The sequence below is a fragment of the Paenibacillus hubeiensis genome (assembly GCF_032334105.1).
Lineage (GTDB): Bacteria > Bacillota > Bacilli > Paenibacillales > Paenibacillaceae > Paenibacillus > Paenibacillus hubeiensis.
In genome coordinates this window covers 699,479-725,079 of record NZ_JAVYAE020000001.1, presented here as the reverse complement: position 1 = coordinate 725,079, position 25,601 = coordinate 699,479, and the positions used below count along the sequence as shown (strand labels likewise).

At 47.3% G+C, this 25,601-nt stretch carries 33 protein-coding genes, 2 tRNA genes and 1 pseudogene; 31 read left to right on the top strand and 5 right to left on the bottom strand.

Annotation, left to right across the window (positions count from 1 at the left end):
- Window positions 1-11 precede the first annotated feature (11 nt).
- Window positions 12-410, top strand: coding sequence for a hypothetical protein (locus RSX24_RS03385; protein WP_343259669.1), 399 nt, complete (start codon window positions 12-14; stop codon window positions 408-410).
- A gap of 257 nt (window positions 411-667) precedes the next feature.
- Here RSX24_RS03385 and RSX24_RS32280 read toward each other — a convergent pair whose 3' ends face one another.
- Window positions 668-895, bottom strand: a complete 228-nt coding sequence (locus RSX24_RS32280) for a helix-turn-helix transcriptional regulator (protein WP_438286754.1) — start codon at window positions 893-895, stop codon at window positions 668-670.
- A 173-nt stretch (window positions 896-1,068) separates the two neighbouring features.
- Entirely contained in the window at window positions 1,069-1,458 is a 390-nt protein-coding gene (locus RSX24_RS03380; RefSeq protein WP_343259668.1) for a helix-turn-helix domain-containing protein, read from the bottom strand.
- 187 nt (window positions 1,459-1,645) lie between these two features.
- Between RSX24_RS03380 and RSX24_RS03375 the strand changes: the two genes are divergently transcribed.
- From RSX24_RS03375 to RSX24_RS03265, 23 genes are all read left to right on the top strand, one after another.
- Window positions 1,646-1,924: a hypothetical protein gene (locus RSX24_RS03375; protein ID WP_343259667.1), complete on the top strand. Its 279-nt coding sequence runs from the start codon at window positions 1,646-1,648 to the stop codon at window positions 1,922-1,924.
- 340 nt (window positions 1,925-2,264) lie between these two features.
- Entirely contained in the window at window positions 2,265-2,519 is a 255-nt protein-coding gene (locus tag RSX24_RS03370; RefSeq protein WP_343259666.1) for a DUF7667 family protein, read from the top strand.
- Window positions 2,516-2,887, top strand: coding sequence for a type II toxin-antitoxin system PemK/MazF family toxin (locus RSX24_RS03365; RefSeq protein ID WP_343259665.1), 372 nt, complete (start codon window positions 2,516-2,518; stop codon window positions 2,885-2,887). Before RSX24_RS03370 ends, RSX24_RS03365 begins: the two co-directional genes overlap by 4 nt.
- Complete coding sequence (locus tag RSX24_RS03360) at window positions 2,884-3,027, top strand: hypothetical protein (RefSeq protein ID WP_343259664.1); 144 nt, start codon at window positions 2,884-2,886, stop codon at window positions 3,025-3,027. Before RSX24_RS03365 ends, RSX24_RS03360 begins: the two co-directional genes overlap by 4 nt.
- 443 nt (window positions 3,028-3,470) lie before the next feature.
- Window positions 3,471-5,048, top strand: a complete 1,578-nt coding sequence (locus tag RSX24_RS03355) for an ATPase (RefSeq protein WP_343259663.1) — start codon at window positions 3,471-3,473, stop codon at window positions 5,046-5,048.
- 37 nt (window positions 5,049-5,085) lie between these two features.
- The gene (locus tag RSX24_RS03350) at window positions 5,086-5,976 is read left to right on the top strand and encodes a RecT family recombinase (RefSeq protein ID WP_343259662.1); all 891 of its coding nucleotides are present in this window, start codon (window positions 5,086-5,088) and stop codon (window positions 5,974-5,976) included.
- A gap of 133 nt (window positions 5,977-6,109) precedes the next feature.
- Entirely contained in the window at window positions 6,110-6,328 is a 219-nt protein-coding gene (locus tag RSX24_RS03345) for a hypothetical protein (RefSeq protein WP_343259661.1), read from the top strand.
- Window positions 6,325-6,924, top strand: a complete 600-nt coding sequence (locus tag RSX24_RS03340; protein ID WP_343259660.1) for a Gabija anti-defense Gad2 family protein — start codon at window positions 6,325-6,327, stop codon at window positions 6,922-6,924. The genes RSX24_RS03345 and RSX24_RS03340 overlap by 4 nt, the downstream gene beginning before the upstream one ends.
- Window positions 6,925-6,936: 12 nt before the next feature.
- Window positions 6,937-7,695, top strand: coding sequence for an MBL fold metallo-hydrolase (locus RSX24_RS03335; RefSeq protein WP_343259659.1), 759 nt, complete (start codon window positions 6,937-6,939; stop codon window positions 7,693-7,695).
- Window positions 7,692-8,408 (top strand): hypothetical protein, encoded by a 717-nt coding sequence (locus RSX24_RS03330; RefSeq protein WP_343259658.1) that lies wholly within the window; start codon window positions 7,692-7,694, stop codon window positions 8,406-8,408. The genes RSX24_RS03335 and RSX24_RS03330 overlap by 4 nt, the downstream gene beginning before the upstream one ends.
- 13 nt (window positions 8,409-8,421) lie before the next feature.
- A complete protein-coding gene (locus RSX24_RS03325) occupies window positions 8,422-9,270 on the top strand; it encodes a replication protein (protein ID WP_343259657.1) in 849 nt (282 codons plus the stop codon).
- Window positions 9,203-9,580: a replicative helicase loader/inhibitor gene (locus RSX24_RS03320; protein ID WP_343259656.1), complete on the top strand. Its 378-nt coding sequence runs from the start codon at window positions 9,203-9,205 to the stop codon at window positions 9,578-9,580. The genes RSX24_RS03325 and RSX24_RS03320 overlap by 68 nt, the downstream gene beginning before the upstream one ends.
- Entirely contained in the window at window positions 9,573-10,907 is a 1,335-nt protein-coding gene (locus RSX24_RS03315) for a replicative DNA helicase (RefSeq protein WP_343259655.1), read from the top strand. Before RSX24_RS03320 ends, RSX24_RS03315 begins: the two co-directional genes overlap by 8 nt.
- Window positions 10,904-11,266 carry a hypothetical protein gene (locus RSX24_RS03310; protein WP_343259654.1) on the top strand — a complete coding sequence of 121 codons (363 nt, stop codon included), beginning with the start codon at window positions 10,904-10,906 and terminating at the stop codon, window positions 11,264-11,266. Before RSX24_RS03315 ends, RSX24_RS03310 begins: the two co-directional genes overlap by 4 nt.
- Before the next feature lie 14 nt (window positions 11,267-11,280).
- Entirely contained in the window at window positions 11,281-11,973 is a 693-nt protein-coding gene (locus tag RSX24_RS03305; protein ID WP_343259653.1) for a sigma-70 family RNA polymerase sigma factor, read from the top strand.
- Window positions 11,974-12,001: 28 nt separating this feature from the next.
- Entirely contained in the window at window positions 12,002-12,628 is a 627-nt protein-coding gene (locus tag RSX24_RS03300) for a hypothetical protein (protein ID WP_343259652.1), read from the top strand.
- 19 nt (window positions 12,629-12,647) lie between these two features.
- Entirely contained in the window at window positions 12,648-13,052 is a 405-nt protein-coding gene (locus RSX24_RS03295) for a hypothetical protein (RefSeq protein ID WP_343259651.1), read from the top strand.
- Window positions 13,049-13,606 (top strand): dUTP diphosphatase, encoded by a 558-nt coding sequence (locus RSX24_RS03290; protein WP_343259650.1) that lies wholly within the window; start codon window positions 13,049-13,051, stop codon window positions 13,604-13,606. The genes RSX24_RS03295 and RSX24_RS03290 overlap by 4 nt, the downstream gene beginning before the upstream one ends.
- 14 nt (window positions 13,607-13,620) lie before the next feature.
- On the top strand, window positions 13,621-13,812 hold the full coding sequence (locus tag RSX24_RS03285; protein ID WP_343259649.1) for a hypothetical protein: 192 nt from the start codon (window positions 13,621-13,623) through the stop codon (window positions 13,810-13,812).
- Window positions 13,809-14,057 carry a hypothetical protein gene (locus tag RSX24_RS03280; RefSeq protein ID WP_343259648.1) on the top strand — a complete coding sequence of 83 codons (249 nt, stop codon included), beginning with the start codon at window positions 13,809-13,811 and terminating at the stop codon, window positions 14,055-14,057. The genes RSX24_RS03285 and RSX24_RS03280 overlap by 4 nt, the downstream gene beginning before the upstream one ends.
- 97 nt (window positions 14,058-14,154) lie before the next feature.
- A complete protein-coding gene (locus tag RSX24_RS03275; protein WP_343259646.1) occupies window positions 14,155-14,514 on the top strand; it encodes a hypothetical protein in 360 nt (119 codons plus the stop codon).
- A 54-nt stretch (window positions 14,515-14,568) separates the two neighbouring features.
- Complete coding sequence (locus tag RSX24_RS03270) at window positions 14,569-15,240, top strand: putative metallopeptidase (RefSeq protein WP_343259645.1); 672 nt, start codon at window positions 14,569-14,571, stop codon at window positions 15,238-15,240.
- A 57-nt stretch (window positions 15,241-15,297) separates the two neighbouring features.
- Window positions 15,298-15,786: an ArpU family phage packaging/lysis transcriptional regulator gene (locus tag RSX24_RS03265; protein ID WP_343259644.1), complete on the top strand. Its 489-nt coding sequence runs from the start codon at window positions 15,298-15,300 to the stop codon at window positions 15,784-15,786.
- Between the two features lie 213 nt (window positions 15,787-15,999).
- Here RSX24_RS03265 and RSX24_RS03260 read toward each other — a convergent pair.
- A tRNA-Ala gene (locus RSX24_RS03260) sits at window positions 16,000-16,073 on the bottom strand.
- Window positions 16,074-16,205: 132 nt separating this feature from the next.
- On the opposite strand from RSX24_RS03260, the pseudogene RSX24_RS32275 reads away from it, so the two are divergent.
- Window positions 16,206-17,384 (top strand): annotated as a pseudogene (locus tag RSX24_RS32275) (recombinase family protein); the annotation flags it as partial.
- 476 nt (window positions 17,385-17,860) lie between these two features.
- Window positions 17,861-17,947 (top strand) — tRNA-Ala (locus tag RSX24_RS03255).
- Between the two features lie 296 nt (window positions 17,948-18,243).
- On the opposite strand, the gene RSX24_RS03250 is transcribed toward RSX24_RS03255, so the two are convergent.
- Both RSX24_RS03250 and RSX24_RS03245 read right to left on the bottom strand, forming a co-directional pair.
- The gene (locus RSX24_RS03250; RefSeq protein WP_339277200.1) at window positions 18,244-18,720 is read right to left on the bottom strand and encodes a hypothetical protein; all 477 of its coding nucleotides are present in this window, start codon (window positions 18,718-18,720) and stop codon (window positions 18,244-18,246) included.
- A 209-nt stretch (window positions 18,721-18,929) separates the two neighbouring features.
- Window positions 18,930-19,340, bottom strand: a complete 411-nt coding sequence (locus tag RSX24_RS03245; RefSeq protein WP_343259643.1) for a hypothetical protein — start codon at window positions 19,338-19,340, stop codon at window positions 18,930-18,932.
- A 515-nt stretch (window positions 19,341-19,855) separates the two neighbouring features.
- Between RSX24_RS03245 and RSX24_RS03240 the strand changes: the two genes are divergently transcribed.
- The 5 genes from RSX24_RS03240 to RSX24_RS03220 all read left to right on the top strand — a co-directional run bounded on the left by RSX24_RS03240 (window position 19,856) and on the right by RSX24_RS03220 (window position 25,596).
- Window positions 19,856-20,575, top strand: coding sequence for an SDR family NAD(P)-dependent oxidoreductase (locus RSX24_RS03240; RefSeq protein WP_343259642.1), 720 nt, complete (start codon window positions 19,856-19,858; stop codon window positions 20,573-20,575).
- A 262-nt stretch (window positions 20,576-20,837) separates the two neighbouring features.
- Window positions 20,838-22,490, top strand: a complete 1,653-nt coding sequence (locus tag RSX24_RS03235; protein ID WP_343259641.1) for a helix-turn-helix domain-containing protein — start codon at window positions 20,838-20,840, stop codon at window positions 22,488-22,490.
- Between the two features lie 114 nt (window positions 22,491-22,604).
- Entirely contained in the window at window positions 22,605-23,567 is a 963-nt protein-coding gene (locus RSX24_RS03230) for an iron-hydroxamate ABC transporter substrate-binding protein (protein WP_343259640.1), read from the top strand.
- Between the two features lie 11 nt (window positions 23,568-23,578).
- Window positions 23,579-24,589: a FecCD family ABC transporter permease gene (locus RSX24_RS03225; RefSeq protein ID WP_343259639.1), complete on the top strand. Its 1,011-nt coding sequence runs from the start codon at window positions 23,579-23,581 to the stop codon at window positions 24,587-24,589.
- A complete protein-coding gene (locus RSX24_RS03220) occupies window positions 24,586-25,596 on the top strand; it encodes a FecCD family ABC transporter permease (RefSeq protein ID WP_236418445.1) in 1,011 nt (336 codons plus the stop codon). The genes RSX24_RS03225 and RSX24_RS03220 overlap by 4 nt, the downstream gene beginning before the upstream one ends.
- Window positions 25,597-25,601: the final 5 nt, after the last annotated feature.

The window sequence follows — 25,601 nt, the reverse complement described above, 5'->3', positions numbered from 1 at the left end:
GGATCACATACATGGAACACATAACGCTTTTAGTGGATCACAAAGGGAAAAAAGGTGTAGCCCCTGTAAAGATCGCCGACATACTGTATCTGTCTTATATCAGGGCGTATAGGAAAGTTGCCTTCTATACGGCCGATGCAACGTATTATTTTACTGGCAGCAAGGAGTACTGGACCGATGTCCTCAACAACAGCGGCGGACGCTTTGTGGACGTTGACCGGAATAGTTCTGTCAATGTAGCCAGAGTGCTGCGAACATCCGAAACGCCATACTACGCTTACTTTGAAAGGTTCCGTAGAGTTGGCGAGATTAAATGTTCAATGTCAGTGAGAGGCTTCAACGACTTGCAGAAAGCATTGCATGCAGTGGAGCAAGTAACCAAACCACAATTTGTGCCAGCATACCAATGAAAAGAGGGGCCACCGTCATAGTGCGGTGGCCCCTCTTTTTTGCTCTCAATTAAGAATAATAACATAGGTACAATGGAATAAGTTGTCGAATTGTGATGTCGAATTGGAAAAATTCAGCCGCCCAATTTTAATTTACAAAATCTGTGGTATGGGGCAAAATGGGAAATAGGAACAAGATTTCCTGTTGATGTTTCCGAACTTTACACAGGGGTAAAGAAATACCTCCGGTGGAGCAGTGATTGCTCCGGCCTGATGCGCTAGTTCGGCCACTCATAAATGTCAGTCTCTGAACATCCGAGAATAATGCAGATCCCTCTCATAGTGAGGGCTGGCATAGTTCTCTTATCGTTCTCATAGAGCGACAAAAGGGTGGTGGAAACCTTCAATCCGCAGTCTTCAAGCAGGGCCTCGGAAAGCTCTTCCTGAGTGTAACCGGCTTTGATACGGACATCGCGCAACAGGCACTTCCCGAAGGTAAGCGCCATATTATGTATGCCTCCATATTAAGTTTTAAGTCTTTCGTAGGAACAGTCGTTCGTATATAATTACAATAATACATAACGGGGGTAATGCCTTATGAATAGCATTGATGTCGAACATTTTCTGAGATCTATAGCAGCCGATACTCCAGAAAACCAAGAACTCATTGAAGAATTCCTCAGTTCCCTTTCTTCCGATTCAGAAACAGACGAGCCATAGCTTGTAACTCTCTTTTTTCCTCTACCGTCAATTCACGTCCGGCGAAACTGAAATCTCCTTCGATGAAAGAATCATCATCCAAATCCACTTTCCTAACAGCGTCCCTTTCAGCCTCAGTTAGCTGGCTGTAGGGATTGTTTGTGTTCCCCAATACCCAATCAGTTGTTACCCCGTACAGATCGCACAGAATCGTCAACGTTTTGAGATCTGGTTCACTCACATTATTCTCATATCCGCTCAATGTCTTATTGTTAATCCCTGTATGGTCTCTCACTTGAATCTGTGTCAATCCCGCCATAGTACGTGCTTCCTTTAGGCGCTCACCGTAGAAATTGAGCATGGTTTCCATTCACCTCTCCTTGGTAATTGATCTTAACATAATGCCCTAGAAACTTGGTAATTAATCTTAGAAATGCGGAATCAGAAATAAAAAAATTAAAAAAAGGGGTTGCATTCTTAGAAACTAAGAGTTATATTTGACTCACGGATTCTTAGAAATTAGGAATTCGATCAAAACAAAGCAGGAGGTGATCCTGATGAATCAATCTTTTGTTTCCCAATCGTTGGAGTTTCGACCTAGTGTTGAACAACCAAAGAAAAACATATCTCCTTTGATCCAGCGTATCCGCGCTCATATCATTGCATCTGGAACTCCCTTTAGAGATGTCGCTGCTAAAGCTGGCATCCCCGAAGGACGGTTTTACAGATTGATGGATGGTACATCGAAGATGGTAGCGGAAGAAGTTGAATTGTTATGTAAGATTGAAGGCTTGGAATTAGAACCAAACGAAATTTTTTTGGCTAAGAATTCTTAGAATCTAGGAATTGATTACAAGAGAAGTATACGGCAAAACCGTATAAAAAGTCAACTAGATTGTCCGTATTTTCTCGGAAATATGAGGTGTTACATGAATCGACATGCAGTTGCATTAACCGACGATCAGGCCGCGATTGTAATCCAACGCGGAACAGCATTCACATTGAACCTCATTGAGACAGCTTGCACGGACTATGAAACAGGGAAACACACACCAGCGGCATCGTTCACAATTTCAAACATCGAGGCACTTCGGAGTCTTCGGGACATTTTGAACCAGCTTCCTTTAGATGAGTCGGAAATCAGCTCGAATACAACATCCGAAAGGGGATAGGAACATGGCAGTCATGATCCACAATGTTCACCGGGAGTTGGCAAAAATCGTTCAAATGATCACCGACAAAAACGGAAACTTGATAGTCGGTCAGCCTGAACTGGCTTTGATTCTCCCGCTACTCAAACAAAATTATGAACTTGTTTACGAGATCGACGGACTGAAAGAAATCGCCTTTACCGGACAAATGCTCGATCAGATGGACCTTGTACAACATGTCTGCGAGCGCTTGGAAGAACTGGAGGTGCAGTGTACATGAACCAAATCAAACGCGGTGATATCTATATGGTCGATTTTGGCGAGGTTGTGGGCAGTGAGCAGAAGGGAGTTCGTCCGGCGCTGGTAATTCAAAATGATGTGGGTAACACGTATTCACCAACGGTGATCGTTGCTGCTATAACAGATGGCAACAAGAGAGATTTACCAACACATGTCCCGATCGAACGGTCGAATGGGCTGCCGAAAGATTCAGTGGTCATGTTCGAACAGATCCGGACAGTGGACAAACGAAGGTTGATAAAGAAGAAATCTCACTTGTTCCCGAAGGAAATGGAACGGATGGAACAAGCGCTCAAGATAAGCCTCGGACTCATCTCTGTGCCACACAGAAAGGAGATTCACGCATGAACAAACAACGCTTGTACGAATTGTGCGAGTTCTTCGAATCCTTCGAATGGCGGATGCTCCAGCAAGGCCGCATGTTAATTGCGCTGCATGCTCGGGGCCAGCGGGATAAGTACCGCCGCCGCTTGAATGGTCACTGGTGATCAGCATGAACGTTACCAATCCGTTACAGATGGCAATCAGAATCAAAGCCACTGATGATCCGAATGACCTGAAAGCCTTGGCGCAGTCTGGTGGGCAGTATTTAGACCGGAGACATCCGAAATTCGCTTTTCCATCGGAGGCACACCGGATCGAATATAATCGCATCCGCCGCAGCTTGAGAGGAGGTGAGGCAAACAATGAGAGTTGAATGTGGGTGCGGCAATTATGCGGTGTATGCAGTGCATGAACCACCACAACCACACTGTCTGGCCTGCATGCTTATTGCAGTAGATTGCACCATAGCGACTCCGGTCCGAACGCTTGATCCGTGGGAAATGGAGAAAGTCGAGGGGCCAAAACAAACAAAAAAAGCCGCCCATTAGAGAGCGGTCCATAAGAAAACTATTCGCAATCATCATATCACAGGAAGCGAGGAAAACAAGTGGCAAACCATGTGCGCCTGATCGAAACAGAAGTTATCAATTTCGCAGGGCTACGGCATCAAAAAGTGGAGTACGGGGATATAACCCGGATTTCCGGGAAGAACGGCCAAGGCAAAACGTCCATCGGCACGGCTCCGGTATGGACCCTGTACGGAACTGATCTGTTCGGCAATAAATACAATCCATCACCTACCAACTATGAATTTGACCGGGTGTTTGCTTCCACGATTCTACAAGTCGATGGCATGCCTATCAAGTTTGCGCGAGAGATAGAAAAGGGAACCAACTCGTTCTACATCAACGATGTTCCGGTCAAGGCGAAAGAGTTTGAGGCCGCGGTATCTGAACTGTTCGATAAGGATGAATTCCTGTCCTTCTATAACCCGATTTACTTTTTCGGACGGCACTGGACGAAACAGCGGGAACAGATTATGAAGTACACTACGCCGCCTGCTAAGAAAGAAGTCTTTCAGGAAATGAGCCGGTTGAGCCCGGAACAAAAACCGAAGGACATCACGCTTAACCCTGCTGCCGTCAAGCTGAATGAACTGATGAAGAAACACACCCTTGATGACTTGCAGAAGATTCACGGCGGCACCGGAGGCAAGAAATCGAAGCTGGAGAAGGAACACATTGCTGCTCAAAGCCGGACGAAGACGCTGCAGGAACAACTTGACCGTTTGCCTGTACTGGATCGGGATGCGGAAGAAATACGCTTGGATTCAGCCGAGTTACTTGAGCAGATCAGAATTTTAAATGCGCCGATAGATGCTGCTGAGGCTACTAACAAAGAACTGAATGAATTGAAACTACAAGTTGAATCAGCTAAAGCCCGCGTAGCTGCTGCCAGGGACAGATACATGGAGGCGTACAACGAGCCTATTGAGGATACATGCCCAACATGCAATCGGCTCCTTGACGAAGATTCCGTGAAGGCAGTTACGGACGCAAAAGAACACAAGAAGAAGCTCCTGCGTGCGGAACATGAAACGCTGGTCAAGGAGCGGAATGAGCTGGAGGCGAAAGCGGCCGAGATTCAACCTGTCGATCTGGTAGAGCAATGGAGGCTGCTGAGAGAAGCAGAGAGCCAGCGGGATGCATTGGAGGACTTACTGGCAGCGGAGAAGCGCCGGAGCAGCCTTGCTGCTGAGGTTGAGGATGCGAAGCAGGCCGAAGCAGACACCCTTGCAAACCTGAAAGAATCAGTCTTTATCTTGGATGCAATCAAGTCCTACAAAGCCAAGGAAGCCGAATTGCAAGCCAGCAAGGTGCAATCCCTGTTCACATCACTGTCGATCCGCCTGTTCAAATACGTGAAAACGAAGGGCGAATACGAGCCGGATTTCAGCATCCAAATGGACGGCAAGGATTACCTGGCCTTGTCCACGGGCGAACGCATCTCAGCCGGTCTTGAACTGACAGAGGTGTTGTTCAAACAATCCGCTCTGATCTGCCCGACCTTCATCGACAACCTGGAGAGCTACACAGGCCGCATATCGGTTTACGACCAACTGATTACGGGTCGAGTGGTCGAAGGCCAGGAATTACGCATTGAAACCGATAACGCAATTCGCTAACCCGCAAAACAATTAAATCATAGGAGGCTACAAGCCCATGACAAATTCAAATAATCAACTGCAAGCGATCAATGAAGAGGTGGTCGTAGGAAACTACACACAAAAACATCTGGATACTTTGAAGTCGACCATTGCCAAAGGCACCAGTAATGAGCAGTTCGCATTATTCGTGCAAACGTGTGTGCGTACAGGGCTGGACCCGTTCCTTAATCAAATATTCTGCATTGTTTACAACGGCAAGGACGGCCCTGTTATGAGCATGCAGATTGCAGTTGAGGGGATTGTAGCTCTCGCGAAGAAGCACCCACAATACAAAGGTTTTATCGCTTCTGAGATTCGTGCAAATGATCATTTCAAAGCCAAGATGCATACGGGTGAAGTCGAACACGAGCCGGACGTAATGAATCCTGGAGAGACAATCGGTGCCTACTGCATTGCATACAGAGAGGACGCACCCAATATTCTGGTCATCGTTCGGAGAGATCAGATTGAGCATTTGGTCAAAGGCCGGAACGGTCAAATGTGGAAGGACTACTTTGACGACATGATCGTAAAACACGCCATCAAGAGAGCCTTCAAGCGTCAATACGGGATTGAAGTATCAGAAGATGAACCGACTGCAGCACCGGTTGAAAATGCACCATACGAGCGCCGGGATATTACTCCAGAGGCTCCGCCAACACCGACAATCGAACAGCCTGATACAACAACCGACACTGCTGCTCCTGATTCTGAAAAACAAACGCTCAAAGCCGAGATGAAGCAGAAATATAAACAACTTGGGATAACAGATAAAGCAGCTATGGGAGAACACATGCAGCAGTTTTGCAAGATGAAGGGATCAGAGCCGACCGTAGCTGAGATCAAAGGTTATCTGAAAATTATGGACCTCCAAATCCAAGCTGCCGCCGACGATCTCCCAGTGTAAGCCATGGTTGAAATATACCGCTTGAGTCCGGATTGCCAGGTGTGCGGTCGAGATATAACCGCAGGACGTGAGCAGTACAACAGGGGTCGCAGAGTATGCGATGACTGCAAGACATCACTGGAGGCGATAACCGATGCAAGACGGCAAGCCCGTGCAGCTCGACTTGTTCAGCAGCTTGACCGAACCAAAGGGGCCGCCTCCGGCCCCGGTATTAAACGGCATGTACTACGAAAAGGCCACTGACAAGTTCGTATCCTACATGATGGGGAAACGACATTACGAAGAGCCTGCCCGAGGGTGCAAACACCTGAAGGAATGGCAGGAACGAATTAAAAGGGAGCGGAGCATATGAAGAAAAATGCACTTGAGTTTCTTGGAAGGTTCACTGATGCGGAAGAGGTAGAAATATTGAAGGTTTTAAATGACCTTCCTGCTCTATCTCCAGAAGGACCATGGCTTGGCGGTGGTGCAATCCGAAGAACGTTGATTGGCATGGATATTGATTCAGATTTTGATTTCTTCTTCAAAGACGTAGATCAGTTCAATTGCTTTAAAAAGCAAATTGAGAAAGATGGCGCGAAGAAAATCAACTCAAATGAGCATGCAGAAACATTCATCAAGCGGATTCATGGTAAGGATCGATACATCCAGCTTATTAGAATGGGTTACTACACTTCTCCCGAAAGCGTCATTGATTCCTTCGATTTCACAATTACACAATGCGCGTATGACGGCACTGATTTCTATTTTGGAGAATACACGTTGTGGGATATCCCCAGAAAAAAGTTAGCTCTTCATAAGTTAACTTACGGAGTTGCCACAATGAGGAGACTTATTAAATATACAGACCAAGGATTTACGGCTTGTGCTGGAGTAATGCGGTCAATATTGGAAGCAGTTGTAGATAACCCCGGTGTAATCCAATCTGATGTGAAGTATGTGGACTGAGGTGGGCAATTCATGAAAATCGACATTATTGCATCGGGCTCCGGGGGCAACTGCATAGCACTGACCTATGCGGGGCGAACGATCCTAATCGACGCAGGCGTTGCCAAAACCAAGATTGCAAAGCGGCTTCTTGAGGTCGGCATCCGGCCAGATCAGGTAACAGACATATTTATCACACATGCCCACGGCGACCACATCAAAGGGCTGCCACTGGCGAACCAGTACCGCATCAATGTGTGGGCAACGGACGGAGAATGGAAAGGCATATCCGGTGTAGACGATGATCTGCGCCGGGTTGTAGAAACCAGATACAGCAAGTACGAATCAATCCGGCTGGGAGATATATGGGTCTACCCCTTTAAAACCCACCATGACGCATACGAACCGGTTGGATACGCGATAGAAGCAGACGACGGCAGCCGCGCATGCGTGGTGTTTGACACTGGAAAGGTCGATGACGACATGCTTGCGCTCATGGAAGGTCAGATATACATCATCGAGAGCAATCACGACCCGGACCTTGTTCTGGCTTCCAGCTATCCCGATAGCGTACAGGCGCGCATACTGAGTGACCTTGGGCACCTGAGCAACCAGCAGACAGCAGAAGCGCTCCAACGGATTATCAAGGGCCAGGGCGAACGAATATATCTTACGCACTTATCCAGCAGTAATAACAATTCAATTCTTGCCAAAATGACCGTTGAGGCGGCATTACGGCAGCGCGGGTTTATAGCAGGAAAACATTATGAAATCGAGGTGGTCAGTACATGAATACAGTTCAAATCAAGATCGTGGCACCATTCAAGGCCAAGGACAAAACTTGGCTTCATCCGGGAGAAACATATACAGCAAGACGGATTAATCCGGGAATCTTTGATTACAAAACTCCTTTCCAAATTATTGATGGACCGTGTTCAGGCCAAGAGGTTCCATATAAAAACGCCGTCGAACTGAAACCGGAAAGAACGTACACTCAGCAGCAGTATGACGAAATTTTGGCGCAACGGGATGAAGCATTGGCACAGCGCGATGCATCTTTTGCAGACCTGGCGAAGCACGGCCAGACGATCGTTGAGTTGCAAGATGAAAGACTCGCATTGCTTCAGACGATCGAAAGAGCAATCGCACATAACGAGATGTCGGCATTGCCGAGTGAGGTAGTGCAGGCGCTGGAAGCATTCAAACGTAATGGCGACGACTGGGATACGGTTATCCGGTGGATGACGGAGCCTGTACATGCAGACCCTGCATTGTTCAGTAATTTGATGACAATTATTAATTATGCCAAGGGCAACGGCTGGCTGCTTATAAACGGCATGGTCAACGGGTACATTGTTGAGCCGCAGTTGGAGGATGTATCTGGTCTGGCGGAAACCGTGTTGAAATGGTGGAAAGAACGGGACATTGACGCCAATGAGGAACAACTCCAAAACCTTGTAGATCGGCTTCAAAACCACATTGCTGAGCGGCAAACCGTACAGTAAGCGGGTGAATTGAATGGCAGGACCGGGGTTTTCTGAGAAATACACCCAAGTGGCGAATGAGATCATCGAGGAGGTAGCAAGGCACAAATTCAACGGCACACAACTTCGCATTCTCCTGATTGTCTGGCGCCAAACATATGGGTGGCATCGGAAATCAGCCGAGTTGTCAGCTACGTACCTTGCTACAGCTTTACAAAGCGATCTGCGCGGCGTTAAGAAGGAACTCAACCACCTCTTAGATATAAAAGTGTTGACGGTTCATAGGCCAGCGCAGGGAAAACACGGCCGCTATATCGGTTTCAATAAATACACGGATCAATGGCTAGTGGGTGACAATCGTCCACCGCAAAAACTTGAATCTACTGGTGGACAGTTATCCACCTATCAGGTGGACGATTATACACCGGAACTGGTGGACAATAGACCACCCAAGAAAGAAAAGAAAGAAAGTATAAAGAAAGATAATAAAAACAATAAGGGAGCTGCTAAAGAAATGGCTTCTAAAACCAAGCTGGCAAAGAGTCGTGAAGGCAAGCAGGAGTATGCAGATGAAGTATGGCTCAAGCCGGAAGAGCATGCAAAACTGCTGAATGAGTTCGGGGAGGAAGGACTCACCTGGATGGTAGATGTGCTCAGCTCTTATAAACTTTCCGTTGATAAATTTTACGCAAGCGATTATGCAGTCTTCAAAAAAGGCGGCTGGCTCCGAATGAAATACGAGGAACACCTCGCAAAAATGAAAAAGGGTCAAAAGCAGCCTTCATTCCTTGAAAAGAAATTGGGAGGGATGATCGGTGACGGAGGCAGAATTGACGTTACTCCTGACAATAGCCAAGCGAGTACACCCAAGCTTCTCGGTTGACGACGAGATTACATTTGGTATTTGGTTTGAGCTGGTCGGGGAAGTGCCGTTCGAAGTGGCACAACAGAACCTGAAAGAACACCTACGGTTAAGTGAATTCCCGCCGAAGCCTGCTAATCTTGCCGGGGATTACTTCAACAGACCTAAACTCTCCGTATACGACATACAGGCAATCGAACAACAGGAGCAACAAATCGCGTTACAGGAATATCACGAAAAAAACAAAGTCGTCCCGATGCCGGATCATATCAGGGCAAAGCTTGAAGGACTCGTGAAGAAAAGGACCGTAGGCGGTGATGTCCTTGAGTGAATATAACTACCTGTACGAAGCGGAGATAAACGTTCTCGGTTCGATCATGAAGGACAAAAAACTCATGGATGAGTGTGTGCTTGCTTTCGATTCGTTTTCTCCGGAATGGAATCATGGTCTTTTGTTTGAAGCGTTACAGTATGCGCACCAGAAATTTAGTGACGAACCTGATCCTTTCAATCTGGTTGTCATGGCGAGGCATTGGGGCGAAAGGATCAATAAGGTCGGCGGCATTTCATATCTCGTAAAGGTTCTTGAATCCGTGGCTACCACGTCCATGTTCAAGCATTACGAACAAGTTGTAAATGAAGCGCATGTACAACGGGAGATTGAACAGGCAAGTCTTCGTCTTGCATCCCAAGGAAGCCTGTCTGAAATGCAAACTGAGATGGACCGGATAGCCAGTATAGAATCCAGGACGACAAGCGGCAGTGATGTGGTCAAAATTTCAGACATGATCCAAAGCCATATATCCACGATCTTTAAACGTTCACAGAATCCTGATGGAATCACTGGACGAAAAAGCTTCTCAGAGGACCTGAATAAGCTAACCAAAGGTCACCAGAAAGGAGATTTCATTGTGATCGGTGCCCGGCCGTCCGTAGGTAAAACAGCATGGATTTGCAATGACATTCTGGCTGCTACAGCTGACGGATCGGCTTCCCTACTCATATCCGGCGAGGATGGGACGATGAATATTTTGGAACGGATGATAGCCGGCGCCGGACGGATCGACCTTGCACACATGAAGTCGGGACAAATGACTGAGACGGATTGGGAACGTTACGGATTGGCTGCTGAAATTATCGAGGGCAGAGAAATATACATTGATGATACACCGGCCCCGACCATTGAATCGATCCGTAGAAAGGTTTCAAAACTGGTACGCAAATTCCCGAATCTCACGCTTTATGTTGATTACCTGCAGCATCTGCGCAGCGAGAAAACATTCACCAGCGAGCGGGAGATGTATAAATATATCAGCTACGAACTAAAACAAATCGCGCGGAAGTTTAATATTCCGGTCGTCTGCCTGGCAGCATTGAGCCGCAAGGTAGATGAGCGAACAGATAAACGTCCGGTCATGTCCGACATCAGAGATTGCGGGAATATCGAAAGCGACGCTGATGTAGTGATATTCCTTTACCGGGATGACTATTACAACGCAGAAAGCAGCCGTAAGGGGATTATGGACATGATCGTTGCCAAAGGCCGGAACTGTGGAACAGGAACTGTTAGTGTGATATTCGATAAGCCGCGTCAAGCACTGCTGAACATTACGGATGAGATCAGGAAAACACGTAAGGACAAGGGGCTGGCTTCATGAGTCGAAGAATTGAGAACGACGAGCAACTTGTGAAGGCAATTCAAGGTATGCAGCGGTTGACAGAAGAGATCGAAAACCCCGATCCGCTCGGTGATGGGGTAGAAAAGCAAAAACTTATACTTGAGCGGACTGCCGAACTTGTTCAGATTTACAGCCGGGGTCGAGAGGTACAAACAAACCCAACGAGGGCGGCATATTACGATCAGATGGGATGGGCTTATCAGGACTTCTCAGCGCCTGTTTCAGAGGTACGAGTGCAGCACAAGCCAAACACCAAGCCACAACCAGAAACAGTGCCAGCAAAGCGTACAGAGCCGCAGAGACAGCAAACAAAAGTATCATCCTGGCTGGATGATTGACAGGAGGGGAGCGAGTGAAAGGGCAGCGATTTTATAACCCGCATTTGGGTGATTGTGAAGAGTTCTTACAGAAAAATCAACGTCTTGTGTGGATGGTAATGAGGCGAACCAAATATCATGCGTTCGTTGATAACGATGATTTGTTTCAAGAAGGCATGATGGGGCTGTTGCGGTGCTACATGACATATGACCCGGAAAAAGGCGCGATGACAACCCATGCAGTCGCAAACATAAAGGGGAGAATCACGAACTATTACCGCGACAAGAGTTTCACGATCCGGCCAACACGAAGGATATTCGAACTCAGAGGAAAGTTGATAGGAAAGGATTTGCTCGATAAAACGGATAGCGAAATCAGTAGGATTTTGAATATCGATATTGCCGAAGTACAGGCGGGAAGAGACCTATTGATCAACCCTGTCGTTATGTCGCTCAGCCGCTCAATTGACGAAGAGGAAACCACCACGCTTGAGGATATGGTCGGTCGGATCGACGACCAAAGCTCACTCGATGTTGAGGAATTCATGAATACCCTGTCTGAGAGGGAACGGAGAGCGTTGGAGTTGAGAATGCACGGGTATGTGCAAAGAGATATTGGAGTTGAACTTGGTATCTCCCAGGCGCATGTCGGCCGGATTATAAAAGCTATAGGCGTTAAATATAGACGGTTTATTGGGGGTGTGGGCAGTGCGGTTTGTGGGAATTGACCCGGCCACCGAAACGGGGGTTGTCGCCTTGGATGAGGACGGAAATCCCGTGGTTGAAACGAGTTTCAGAGGTCGCGGAAAGGATCAGCCTGGCGGCATAACTCTTGAACAGAGAGTCTCTCTACAGAATCAATTGTTTAAACTCTTGGAGTCAGGTGATGTGGTTCTAAAAGAAGGGATTGCGAATAAGACTCCAAGGCTGATCACTACAGCTAAAATCCATGGTGGACTTGAAGATATGATTACAAGGAAAGGTTTGAGTTTCGAATCAATTCAACCAACCGCAGTCAAAAAATATGTCCGAGTAACTGGATTCAAATTAGTGGATGGGAAGAAAGTGCGCCTTGAAGGTGAGAAAGAAAAGAAAGAAGCCATGGCTGCCGGTGCTCTCGAACACTTCGGTTACTCTCACCCAAATAACAACGTTGTGGATGCATTCATCATCGCTAAAATTTGCGAAGCGGTCTATCGGGTGCGTCAAGGCAAACCGCTAAGCGATTATCCAAAATATCAGCAGGAAATCATCCAATCAATTATCAAACCGACTCCAAAGGAAAAGAAGAGTAAGAAAACCGAAAAACCGAACCAACGGCGGGGGAAGTCTCGTACGGCGGGCAGTCATGCCCAAAATACAGAACAGACGTGCTTATTTTAGCCAGAAAGGAGCATTCTGCATGAACGATGATCAGAAACGACGGGTGTTCCAGAAAGCGAAATCTATGACTAAAGAAGGGTTTTGGATCTGGATGAACCAGTTGCATACCCGGGCTTATGCCAAGGCAATTGAGCACATGACAGACGCCATGAGCTGCCACCCACGTATCAGCAAACCAATGATCAACCAAGTTTTGATCAAGGCAGAAGAGATAAGGGAAGTGTGGGACGGATTGAAGATGGTTACGGTCGATGGGACAGAAGGAACGGAATACAAGACGGCCGACCAAATTGCACAGGGTTTCGACGCAACGGAAGCCGCAATTTACAAGTTGACTGAGCCGCACATGCTGCACATTGGAGATAAAAAATTTGTGATCCGGCCAGCGACGGCGGCCGAGATCGAGGAGGCTGGAAGGGTATGAACATCGCTAAATTGTTCGAAATGCAGAAGATGTTGGATGCGCGGATCATCGAAGAAAAGGGGCTGCGAGGGCAAGACTTGCTCCCTAACACGATCCTGGCTTTGCTAGTGGAATTGGGCGAAATGGCAAACGAATGGCGCGGGTTCAAGCATTGGAGCAACGATCAGGCCCCGAGATGGGGGCGGTTGCTTGAGGAATATGTCGATTGCCTGCATTTCTTCCTGAGCATCGCACGTCAACTGGGTCTGGCCAAAGAGGACCTTACAATCATTGATGACTATCTGGAAGGCAGCACGACAAAGGTTATATCCAGATTGATTTATCACACTGGAGCAATTGGGATAGATTTCAGCCGATATTCAACCTTCACATCGTTCCGAATGGCATTCAATATTTTCTTCGCTCTCGGGCAACAGCGTTTCGGATTCACACTGGAACAGATCGAGGCAGCATACCTCGAAAAGAACAAAGTCAACCACGAGCGTCAGGCGAACGGCTCCGCAAGGAGCTTGATGCATGCGCAACACTTATTGAACAACAAGGTAGGGAAATGAACAGGTTGCAGAATATGACGAACAAGCAGTTGCTTGAAATTAAAAGTCTTCGCATTGAGCTTGAAGAGGCACAGAAGCAGGCAGAAGCGGTTCGGAGAATTATGCAAGACGTTCTGTACTATCTCCAACGTGAATCCTATATACCAGCTCAGGACATTTTAGAGCAGTATTTGGCTTTGAGTCAGGAAGGAGAGGGGAACCAATGAAGACTATAACGGGCCTACAGCAAGCGAGAGCCATTGTTGAAGCAGTTGGTGAGGCGCATCAGTTCAAGGTTTCTGACATGCTTCGCGGCCTGACATATTACAGAAGAGACACAGAATTTGAACGAGCTGCACAAGAAGTGATCAAAAACATGGAAAAAGAGTATGTCCTGAATGTTGCAAACGAGTTGTGGCAAGAAAAGTACGACCAGATCCCGGAGCATATTAAAAATTACCCAAACGTTTAGGGTTGGGCTGTTGCCTCTCCCTACCAAGGAGGATATAGGGTCCAACGATGCCTAATGCAATTCGAATAAACCAATACGAGATTGGGAGGAACGGAGCATGCAAACAATGGTGACACAAGAGCAATTCGAAGGGGTTAAAGACCTACTGAAAAACAAGGCGGCGGCTCAGATCATGAAAGAGCATTCCGACAACTTGGGGAAAAAGTATTGGAGTGTTGACGCGCTCAACAGCCTGAGCATCGACCAAATGGCGTTGTTGCTGTACAACCCAGACCAGGTAACGGTTGAACCATCGCTTGAGGATCATTTGCGGGAAATGTACAAGGGAGCGAAAAACCAGGACTTCGCCGACGGTGTTGAGGCAGCAGCTACTCTCTACGGAATCGATCCGGAAATCTTTGAGGGACTGGTCGAATGGGTCCCCGAAGGAACGGAAGCGGACCCGAATCCACAGTAAACAACGCCCTTATTCTATTAATCAACCAATTCAAAAATGAGAGGGGAACCACCCATGGCAAACGATAAATTCCATACCGAGGCAACTAGTGAAACGAACGCGCTGCTCAAAGATATGATCCAAAAACATCATCCGCATTTGAGAGATAACGAATTTTTGATCATGATGAAACACGGTGGATGGAAATCCAAAGGTAAAACAAAATTCAGTGGTGTGTCTGTTCTTAATGAGGCAATTCGCATGGTCATGGAGTACGATGCGATCTTATATCTGAATGCGGATATGTGGAACCAGATGGCGGACCCTCAGAAGCGGTATGTGCTGGATCACGCACTGTTTGGATTGGATGTGAAGAAGGATAAAAATAAAGACGTCATTGAGGCTGATGACGGCCGTCCGTTGCTCAAAACGTTACCGCCAGACATCGAAGCATTCTATGCTGTCATTACTCGCCATGGTGCAGTCAGTGAGGACGTGAAGCGTCTGGCCCTCGCAATCAAAGAGGTGAATGTCGAGCAGCTTACGCTTGAAACAGCCGACGTAAACGAGGAAGAGGAACAGGGCGGGCAGCAGGGTCCGAAAACCGATGCAGAGGGAAACATCTTAATCTCCGATCCGAATCAGGCAAAGATTCCGCTCGATGAACAGGACGCTGCTGCCAGTATCATAGCAACGACTCAGGACGGCAAGAAAGTGCCTGTCTCGGACGACGATCTGCCGTTCTAAATAAAGTTTTAATCCCCGGCTCCGGTCGGGGAACCATTCTTACATTGAGGTGATACAGTGGGTCAAGAATCAGTTTTGCCGGACATTGATAGTAAAGCTACATCCGAGGCTGTAGAGTCAGCATTGGAGAAATACAGGATATACAAGTACATGATGTTTGAATCACGCGAGGCGAGTATAACACCTGGTTACACTGAACGATTTCACGGGCCCACTAACCAAACAAGTGATCAAACGGCCAGTATCGCCATATATAACGCCGATCAAGAAGAATATAGAAGCAATTATTGCGAACGGGTTGAACGGGCTGTCAAACGCCTTCCTCGTATGGAAAGATTCTTGATTGAAGAACGTTACATGACAAACGAGTATAAATATCTCACCGATCAAAAGGTCTATTTATTCACTTTTCAGCCACCTATCAGCGCACCGAAATATATTGACATTCGAAAAAGCGCGTTTTTGAACTTGGCATTGATCTTACGGATTGTCGTGTACAAACCGAAGAAGGAGGGAGATGGGCCTACTGGAGATGGTGGTAAATGAGGTTATCATCGATAATAAACGATACATGGTAGATCAAGAAAAGCAGTTAATAAGAAGGTTCAATGAAAAAACAAAAATGTGGGTGAACATACAATTTGCGAATGAGGAAAATGAATCGGTCGTAGAACAGTTGATTGATATGCTCACTAATGAACATTTGCGGCAATGTCTGGACAAAACAAAAAGCCCAACATGACGTTGGGCTTTTTTTAATGGAGAATAGGGGGCTCGAACCCCTGACCTCTTCGCTGCCAGCGAAGCGCTCTCCCAGACTGAGCTAATTCCCCGTAAAGAAGACTACCTTCGTAGTATATAAAAAAATTATTAATTATGCAAGCAAAAAAAATATTAATTGCAAAAGATTCAGTTATAGTTTATTTTCTATGGTAGTTATCCTGACTAACTAGGAGGCGCGTTTTATGGTAGTGATTAATCGGAAAAATCCTGATTTAACAAGGAAATTACGGGTTGCCACCTTTTATAGGGTGTCGACCAACAAGCAGTTAACCAAAGATGATATACCTTCACAGCGAAGATCGTGCCAGGAGTTTTATGAGCGTATGGGTTGGGTTTTCGTTAAAGAATATGTCGAAAAAGGTGTATCGGGTCTATGGGTTTCCGCAAATGATCGAGACAAAATCCAAGAAGCCAAGATAGATGCAGAGAATGGTTTGTATGACGTCTTGTTGTGTTTCATGTTTGACCGATTAGGCCGCAAAGAAGATGAAACACCATTTGTGGTTGAATGGTTCGCAAAGCGTGTACAGGTTTGGTCTGTGATGGAAGGTCAACAGAAATTTGAGCAGCATACTGATCACCTGACGAACTACATACGGTTCTGGCAGGCAGGTGGCGAAAGTAAAAAGACATCTATCCGTGTAACCGAAAATCACATTCAAATGGCTGAGGATGGTTTATATCGCGGGGGTGGCGTGGGGTATGGATACAAGCTTATTCCGTCAGGAGTGTTCAACAAAAAAGGGAAAGAACTGCTCCAGATGGTAAAAGACGAGGATACAAATCCCATTGCATATATGATGTACGATTTAGTGTACTCACAAGGTTATGGAGCTAATCGTATCGCCAAATACCTGAACGATCCCGAGGTGAATATAACAACCGCAACAGGCGGTAAATGGACAGCCAGTGCTATAAATTTCATACTCAGTAATCCGTTGTACAAGGGAAAGCCTGCTTTTGGAAAAAAAAGAAAAGACGACGAAGGTAAGATGAAGACTGCTTCAAAAGATAACTGGGTTGGTCCCGACGAAGCAATTGGACATCTTATAACGGTCCCGGAACCGATGTGGGATCGAGTTCAGGAAATCAGGACATCCCGAAACCAAGAGAATACCAACAAACCAGAGATTGAGAAGATTCTGATATCAAGCAGCCCACTTTTGCTTGTTGGTATGATTAGATGTGGATACTGCGGTTCAGCCATGACGACGACATACAACTCTAAAAAGTACACCTTGAAAGATGGAACGGAGCAAAAATGGCGCCAAGCCAAATACCGTTGTACCGGAAAGGCATTAAACAAAGTGGACTGCGAAGGACAAACGACCTATTCCCAAGTAAAGATCGAAGAAACTGTTCTTGATGAATTGTTTTCGTTCTTAGGGCAATTGAGGACTGTCGACGTGTCCGAGGAATTGAAGAGAATTCAAAAATCAAACACTAATATAGAAGAGAATAAAGCGAAGTTGTTAAGAAAGCAGTTTACCGCTTTGGAAAAAGAGTTGGCGACATTAATGGGCGAGGTAGCAAAAAGCATTGCTGGCAAGAGTGCATTCAAACCAGAACTGCTTAACTCTTTAATAGAAGAAAAGCAAAATGAAGTTGAGGCAACAAAGGCAGAACTGGATAAAATCGAAGCGCAGTCTCTTCACAAGAAGATTGAGCAATCGGAAATGGAGAATTTGGTAAAATCAATTCCAGTGTGGAAAGAGACATTCCAAGATGCCCCATTGGAGAAAAAGAAAATGATGCTGAATAGTGTAATTGACACTGTGACGGTCTACAGAGATTCAGTAGACCTAAAAATAAAACTGAAAATACATGAACTTCTCGGGGATGTTAATGGTAGTGATTTAGACAAACGTGGGAGAGCGCATCGCTGGCAGCGATGAGGTCAGGGGTTCGATCCCCCTAGGCTCCATACATATTGAACTGTTGAAACCCTTTGTATATAAGGGTTTTTCTTTTTTTCTGTGATATTAAAATGAGTCATTCTACATTTTTTCTCAGTTGGGGACAGGTTGTGTTTAACTTGCAATTGTGATTTGCATCACGGTTCAATTTTTCAATTGCGTGTGTATACAATATTTCTCGTAGAATCAACCTTTGATTGAGTAAATGAGTATTTTATGTCTGTAGTACGTTGAATAGTGGTGGGCCAATGTCTGTGATTCGAATTTATAGTAGGTAAATAGGAAGGAAAATTCTTCTCCGGTGCTATTTTGGTTCTATGATAAATCGTTGCCAAGAACCAAGACATGGAAAATAGCCTCGTAAGTAGTTTTGACTACTCATATCAACACCAATATAGTGTTGTTGAACTGGTGAAAAGATGACATTCCAGCTAGTTCCATCTAATGTTTCAGTATGAAGTGTGAATTCTTCAGTTGGACCAGCGCCTGCTTCGCTTGCTGTCAACCACCCATACTTTATTGAAACATAACGTTGCATGCTAGGTGAGTACAAATTGAAGAGTCTGCTGTCATTTCCTCCTAATTGTCGCATTTCAAATTCTGCCAATCCATCGGAGTTGGGTTGAAATGCAATAAGTTTGTTGACATTGTTTGCGCCTGGCTCTGCAATGACGTATTGATTTGTTTCACTGAAAAGTATCGACACTTTCCCGTTAATTGGTAAGTCCATTGGTTCTTGCCGATATCCAAAACGAATCCAGTAACGTTGATGGTAATACATTGTAAAAAACCTCCTGAAGCGTATTTTTTACACACTGTATGTATCAGCGCTTGCCTAGGTTCGGGATACTTAATTGTATAAGTCAGGTTCGCCCTCCTAGGCTCCATACCAAAAGAACCCGCTAAACACAAGGATTTCCGAGTGTTTGGCGGGTTTTTGCTATGTAGAAATTTGTTTGCTTTCATGGTCGTGTCACACTAACCCTTTTTTTATTCTGTTATATTTATTTCTTTGGCAATAGATGTTGGAGGAATCGTATCCAGATGCTCTTTATCAGCAACAACATTGATTTTCGCCCCGATCTTCAGGGCATTAAAATCATCTTTTCCCGGTGAGATGTTTTTAAGATCCAGCCATTCTAAGTTATATTTATTCGCCTTTAAAATCTCTTGAACGGTCTGACCCGTAATTTCTTCTAGGTTTGACTGTAACTCGGGATTTTTTGTGTCCAACGCAAGAAGAATTTTCTTTTGTCCCTTTGACTCCTGTTTTGCAAGGACGATAGCCTCAGACGTCTTTAGGGCATCTTGCCGTTCTGTTGATTGTTTAGAATGATCACCTTTGCCGTTGCAACCTGTAACCAGAAGAATCAAAATGAAAACAGACAATATCGATTTCAATTCCCTTTCTCTCCTTCCCCAAAAGTACTTATTATATAAACTGAAAAAACATCCACACGTTAACGGAGAGGCAGAACCAATCTGAAGAAGCGTAGCGTTCGCTTAAAAGCTTTCTGAAAGAAAGCTGCATCGGAAGCATAGTCTGTTCACCGGATTTTCCCCTTCGAAAAGGGGATTCGAAAAATCTGGGGATAACAGCGATCGGAAGATGGTACTGCGCTCGCAGTGGTCTAGTGTGATTGATTATTGCGCTTTATTAGACGGTTAAAGGGATACGAAGGTTGCACTCAAACGAAAAGGAGAGTGGTTAAACCAACAACGTGTAGTAAGGTGCAAGCGACACCCCGGGGCCAGGAAGATACGTTAAGCCATCCCTTCCCAAAGATCGTTTCAGTTATCGCAACAAGGGTAACGAGGAACGATCTTTCTTTGTACGGGAAATCCATCCGGTTATAATAGATCCGGTTATAATAGATTAGAAATCGACCATATCACTTTCAAAAAAGGAGAAATAGATGAAAAATTATATCATTTTTGGCGCCAGCAAGGGATTGGGCGATGCATTCGTCAAAGGGCTGCCGGAACAGGGGGATCAAGTATGGATCGTGTCCCGGAGCAAGCCGGGCAGCTTGGCACTGAACGATGGCGTCAAACGGACATGGATCGAAGCGGATCTGGCGCGGCCGGATGCAGTACGGAAAATAACGGATGCTTTGGCATCTGAACCGATCGATGTTCTGATATATAACGTGGGCATTTGGGAGAAGGCAGGATTCGAGGAGCATTACGACTTCGAGAAGGATGACCCGGCAGACATCGCCAACATCGTTCATGTGAATATCACCACGACCATCACTGCCATTCAGGCGTTATTGCCGAACGTTCGCATGTCGGGGGCGGGAAAAATTATTCTGATCGGATCTACCGCCGGATTGGAGCATACGAATAATGCACAAGTATCGTTTGTGGCCTCCAAATTCGGACTGCGCGGCATCGCCAATGCTCTAAGAGAACATGTTCGCAAAGATGGCATTGCGGTAACCTGCATCAATCCGGGAGAATTGGCTGCCGCAGTCCCTTATGAGGAAGGGGCGGACAAGGCAATTGCCCTGTATGGGGGAACCCGTATTCCGGTTCAGGACATCGTATCCATCGTTAAATGTATTGTCAGTCTCTCCAGCGCAGCTTGTGTAAAGGAAATCCATGTTCCGGCGATCACGGATTTGAATGCATGACGGACTGAAGTTACGCGATCCGCGCCAAAGACATCAACTTAAACACGCTCCCTGCAGCGTGTTTTTTTGCCATTCGACCCGTTAGCCCATATACTTGCGCCGAAGCCGCAAAGCGAAAATGATGTATTCGTCCCAAGGTTCGAATGATAAAATAGATTACGGCTCTGCCAAACGGGATATTCCCGCTCGGGCAGAGCCAAATGAACGGACTAATCCTTAAATCATACACTTACTGTCATTAACGATACGGAGGAAACCCTCAATGAAAAACTCTGAGTGGTCGGGATCATACTTTCCCAATTTTGTGATGGAAGGCATTCAATCCCTATACTTCACTTCCAATCGGCCGCTCCATACCATTCATGAACATGTTCCCATGCTGCTGGCGGTAAACAGCGGCGCGGGTTCGCTGCAACGGGAACAAGAAACCTATGAATTGTCGCAGGGCACGTCTGTTTTGCTTCCGCCAGGCGCCAAGGCGGTCGTGACGGCCGGGTCTGGACAGCCACTGCACATATATATGCTGACGATCAGCACGCAAGCCCAGGCACGTACGACCCATGAGGGCTCGATGAGCCGGGTGAGCATGATTGGTTCAGCCAAAAACGTGGAGTATTTCATCGACGCACCGGCGATTGCGGCCCGGCTGGAAGAACTGTTTATACATCGCTTGCCCGAAAGCGAGACCCGGCATATGCGCAATCAGATCGTATTTCACCAGGTCTTGCTAGCATTGCTGGAACGTATGGAAAGCGGGGATTCTTTTTCCGATCTGCCCTCGATGGAACGAAGCTTGGCCTATATGGAAGGCCATTTCAACGAAAAAATCACGACAGAGCTTTTGTCCGAGATGGCCGGGGTCAGCCGTTCTCATTACTCCATTTTGTTCAAGCAGATGACCGGATTCTCTCCGAACGAATATTTATCCAAGCTGCGCGTGCATCGGGCCAAAGAATTGATCATTGGCAGCACGTTATCCCTAAGGGACATTGCGTTAAAGGTAGGCTACAAGGACGAATTCTATCTCAGCCGCCGTTTCAAACACCAGACGGGAGAAAGTCCCTCATCCTATAGTCGATCCCGAAACGTTCAACGGGCTGCAGTATGGTTTGCGCCATATGCAAGCCACCTGTTTTTGCTTGGCGTGGAGCCATCCATCGTTATTTCGGAAAGCAGCGAATACGTAAGGGCAGATGGTCTGCTGACTCCGCAAACCGTGCGATTTATTCATATGGACACCCCTCCCGAGCAAATAAAAGCTGCTTTGCAGGAGGAAAACGTCGATTTGATCATTGCTGCAAAGCAACATCTGCGGGAGACCGGTTTGACTGCCGAGCAATTGAGATCGGTCGCCCCGATCATTGAGGTTCCATGGATGGAACTCGGGTGGAAAGAACATTTGCGTATGATTGCCCACGCGATTCGAAAGAGCGAAATAGCAGAGCGTTGGTTAGCCGATTTCGAACAACAAGAACGACGGGCAAGGGAGACGGTGCAGGAGCAGAAGGTGGTTGATGAAACCGTAACCATTGTCGTCATCAAACCGGAAAGGCTGCAAATTTACGGGGCAAGGAATGCAGGTTATGTCCTGTACCATTCGTTGGGATTGCAGCCTTCGGCAAAGATTGCCCAGGAAATAGAACATTTCGGGGATGAGTTTCATTCCGTTTCCATCGAACGATCGGAACTGAAGGAGTACGAAGGAAATTGGTTTCTGGTTATGGTGTTCCCGGATGAGAAGGGGGCTACCGCCCATGCCGAGCGGATTTTTGCCTCCGAGGAATGGCAAGGTCTGAGCGCGGTTAAACAGAATCGGGTGCATGTGTTGGATCAAGAGGAATGGATTCCGTATAATCCCGTTTCTGTTCGTCTTCAGCTTGAACGGGCGCTCAAGCTTTGGGCGGGGAATCAATAATGCAAGTCATTTTGCAAACAAAAAGGCATGGTTAGCTTCATTCGCCATGCCTATAATTAGCTATGTTAATGAGAATGATTTTCATGTTCAAACAAAAAGGGGAGAGAGTCATCCATGAAAAAGAGTTTTGCGCCTGTATTACTTGCCTTGGTGATGCTGCTTGCGGCATGCGGAAACAACGGCAGCCAGGATGCCCAAGCGGGCTCCGGCACAACGGAGGCGGCAACTTCGTCCGCGTCCACCGATTCGGCCAAGTCGGGAGACACCTTTGTATACGAGTCCGAGAATGGACCTGTGGACGTTCCTACACATCCGCAGCGTGTAATCGTGCTGACGCGTTTTTTGACGGGAAATGTGATGCAGCTTGGCGTTCCGCTGGTGGGCGTGGACGAAATGTCCAAGGAAAACCCGAACTTCAAGGAAAAGCTGGCTGATGCCGAAGCGGTGACGGACGAAAGCTTGGAGAAAATCATCGAACTGAATCCCGACCTGATCATCGGCCAGTCGGATATCAAAAACGTGGACAAGTTGAAACAAATCGCTCCCACCGTAACCTACACTTACGGCAAGCTGAATTTTCTGGAACAGCAGCTGGAAATCGGAAAACTGTTGAACAAGGAAACCGAAGCTCAAGCCTGGGTGGACGATTTTGATGCACGCAGCAAAAAAATCGGAGAAGAAATCAAGGCCAAAATCGGTGCGGATGCCACCGTATCCGTCATCGAAACCTTCAATAAACAGCTGTACGTGTACGGCGAGAACTTTGGACGGGGAACCGAGCTGCTGTACGGGCAGTTTGGTCTGGCAATGCCTGAAAAAGTGAAAGAAGCAACTAAAACGGACGGATTTTTCGCCGTATCGACCGAAGTGCTGAAGGACTACATGGGCGACTACGTGATTTTCAGCAAAAACACGGACGAAGACAACACTTTCCAGACCACGGAAACCTACAAAAACGTGCCGGCCGTGCAAAACAACCGGGTGTTTGAGGCCGATGCCAAAACGTTTTATTTCAACGATCCGCTCAGCCTGGAGTATCAGCTTGAATTCTTTGAAAAACAATTCCTGGGCAAGTAACTTGAACCGCCATGAAAAATAAACATGTTTCGAACCGCTTTTGGATCAAGCTGGCGGGCAGCGTGGTCGTGCTCGTTCTATCCTTTGTCCTCGCCATGAAGTATGGGGCGGAGCAGGCGGACTTTCGCAGCATATGGCTGGCATTCACCGCGGCGGAGCCAGATGATCAGGTCATGATTTTGCGCGAGATCAGGCTGCCGCGGGAAATCGCGGCCATGCTGATCGGGGCGGCGCTCGCCGTATCCGGTGCGATCATGCAGGGAGTGACGCGGAATCCACTCGCCGATCCGGGGCTGCTCGGCCTGACGTCAGGCTCCAATCTGGCGCTGGCCATCGCTTTTGTTTTTGTGCCGTCGCTCGGAACCTTTGGCATTATGGCCGCATGTTTCGTCGGAGCCGCCTTTGGCGCAGCCATCGTTGTCGTGCTCGGAGCCTTTGGACGAGGCAGGCTGTCACCGCTCCGCGTCGTCCTGGCGGGAGCTGCCGTATCTTCATTTATGTATGCCATTGCGGATGGGGTGACCCTCTATTTCAAAATATCCAAAGACGTATCCATGTGGACTGCCGGCGGATTGATCGGTACGACGATGCAGCAGGTGCAGACGATCGGTCCGGTCATCCTGATCGGCCTGTTCCTGGTCCCTTTTTTGGCACATCAAATGAATGTTCTCAGCCTGAGCGACGATGTCGCTACCGGTTTGGGTCAGAAGCTTGTTTTCGTCAAATTGATGCTGTTCCTTTTGGTTATCATCCTCACCGGCGCTTCGGTGGCCCTGATTGGCAATATGGTTTTTGTAGGGCTCATGATTCCGCATATTGTACGCAAGGTGGTCGGCACGGATTATCGGCACATATTGCCGCTATCCATCTTTGCCGGAGCAGCGTTCATGCTGCTGGCCGAAACGTTGGGACGCACGATCAACGCGCCGTACGAAACACCGGTTGTTGCGATTGCCTCCATGCTGGGACTGCCGTTTTTTCTGTTTGTGGTGTGGCGTAAAGGAGGGAAAGCATTCTCATGATGATGTCTGCCCGCCTTCGCAAGCAGCGGCTGATCTTGCTCGCATGTTTGCTGCTGATTGCATTAACCATCGTCATCGGCATGAGCTGGGGGTATTCTTCTTTGTCAGTCAAACGGCTGCTTCCCGTCCTTGTAGGACAAGGAACATTCAAGGAAGATTTCATCCTGTTTTCCGTGCGCTTGCCTCGAATCTTGATTACCGTTCTGGCAGGCATGCTGCTTGCGCTCTCGGGGTCCATCCTGCAGAGCGTCACGCGCAACGACCTTGCCGACCCGGGCATTATCGGGATCAATTCGGGTGCCGGGATTGCCGTAGCGGTCTTTTTTCTGTATGCACCCCTTGAAGCAGGCTCATTGGCCTATATGCTGCCACTCGCTGCATTGCTGGGTTCGCTGGTTACCGCTGCACTGATCTATCTTTTTTCATACAGCCGTACGCGAGGACTCGATCCCATCCGCATGGTGTTGGTCGGCGTCGGGTTTTCGATGGCGCTCTCCGGTGTGATGATCGTAATCATTTCTGCGGCGGAGCGCACCAAAGTGGATTTTATCGCCAAATGGATCTCGGGCAGCATCTGGGGAACGGACTGGCCGTTTATATGGGCTTTGCTGCCTTGGCTGCTGGTGCTGCTTCCGATTGCGCTGCTTCGTGCAGGGAGGCTGGATTTGCTTGCTTTGAATGAAGAAACCGCAATCGGTTTGGGCGTGCGCATGGAAAAGGAAAGATTGGTGTTGGTGCTGGTCGCCGTAGCCGCTGCCGCCTCGGCGGTATCGGTTACGGGCGGCATCGCTTTTGTCGGCCTGATGGCTCCCCATATTGCCAAAGCGTTGGTTGGACCCCGAAGTTCCTTATTTATTCCGGTCGCCGTTTTGCTCGGTGGATGGCTGCTGCTTGTCGCGGACACCATTGGGCGCAATCTCGTCGATCCCGACGGCATCGCGGCCGGCATTATGGTTTCCTTGATCGGCGTGCCTTACTTTGTCTATCTGTTATTGAAAAAGTCCTGATCGGA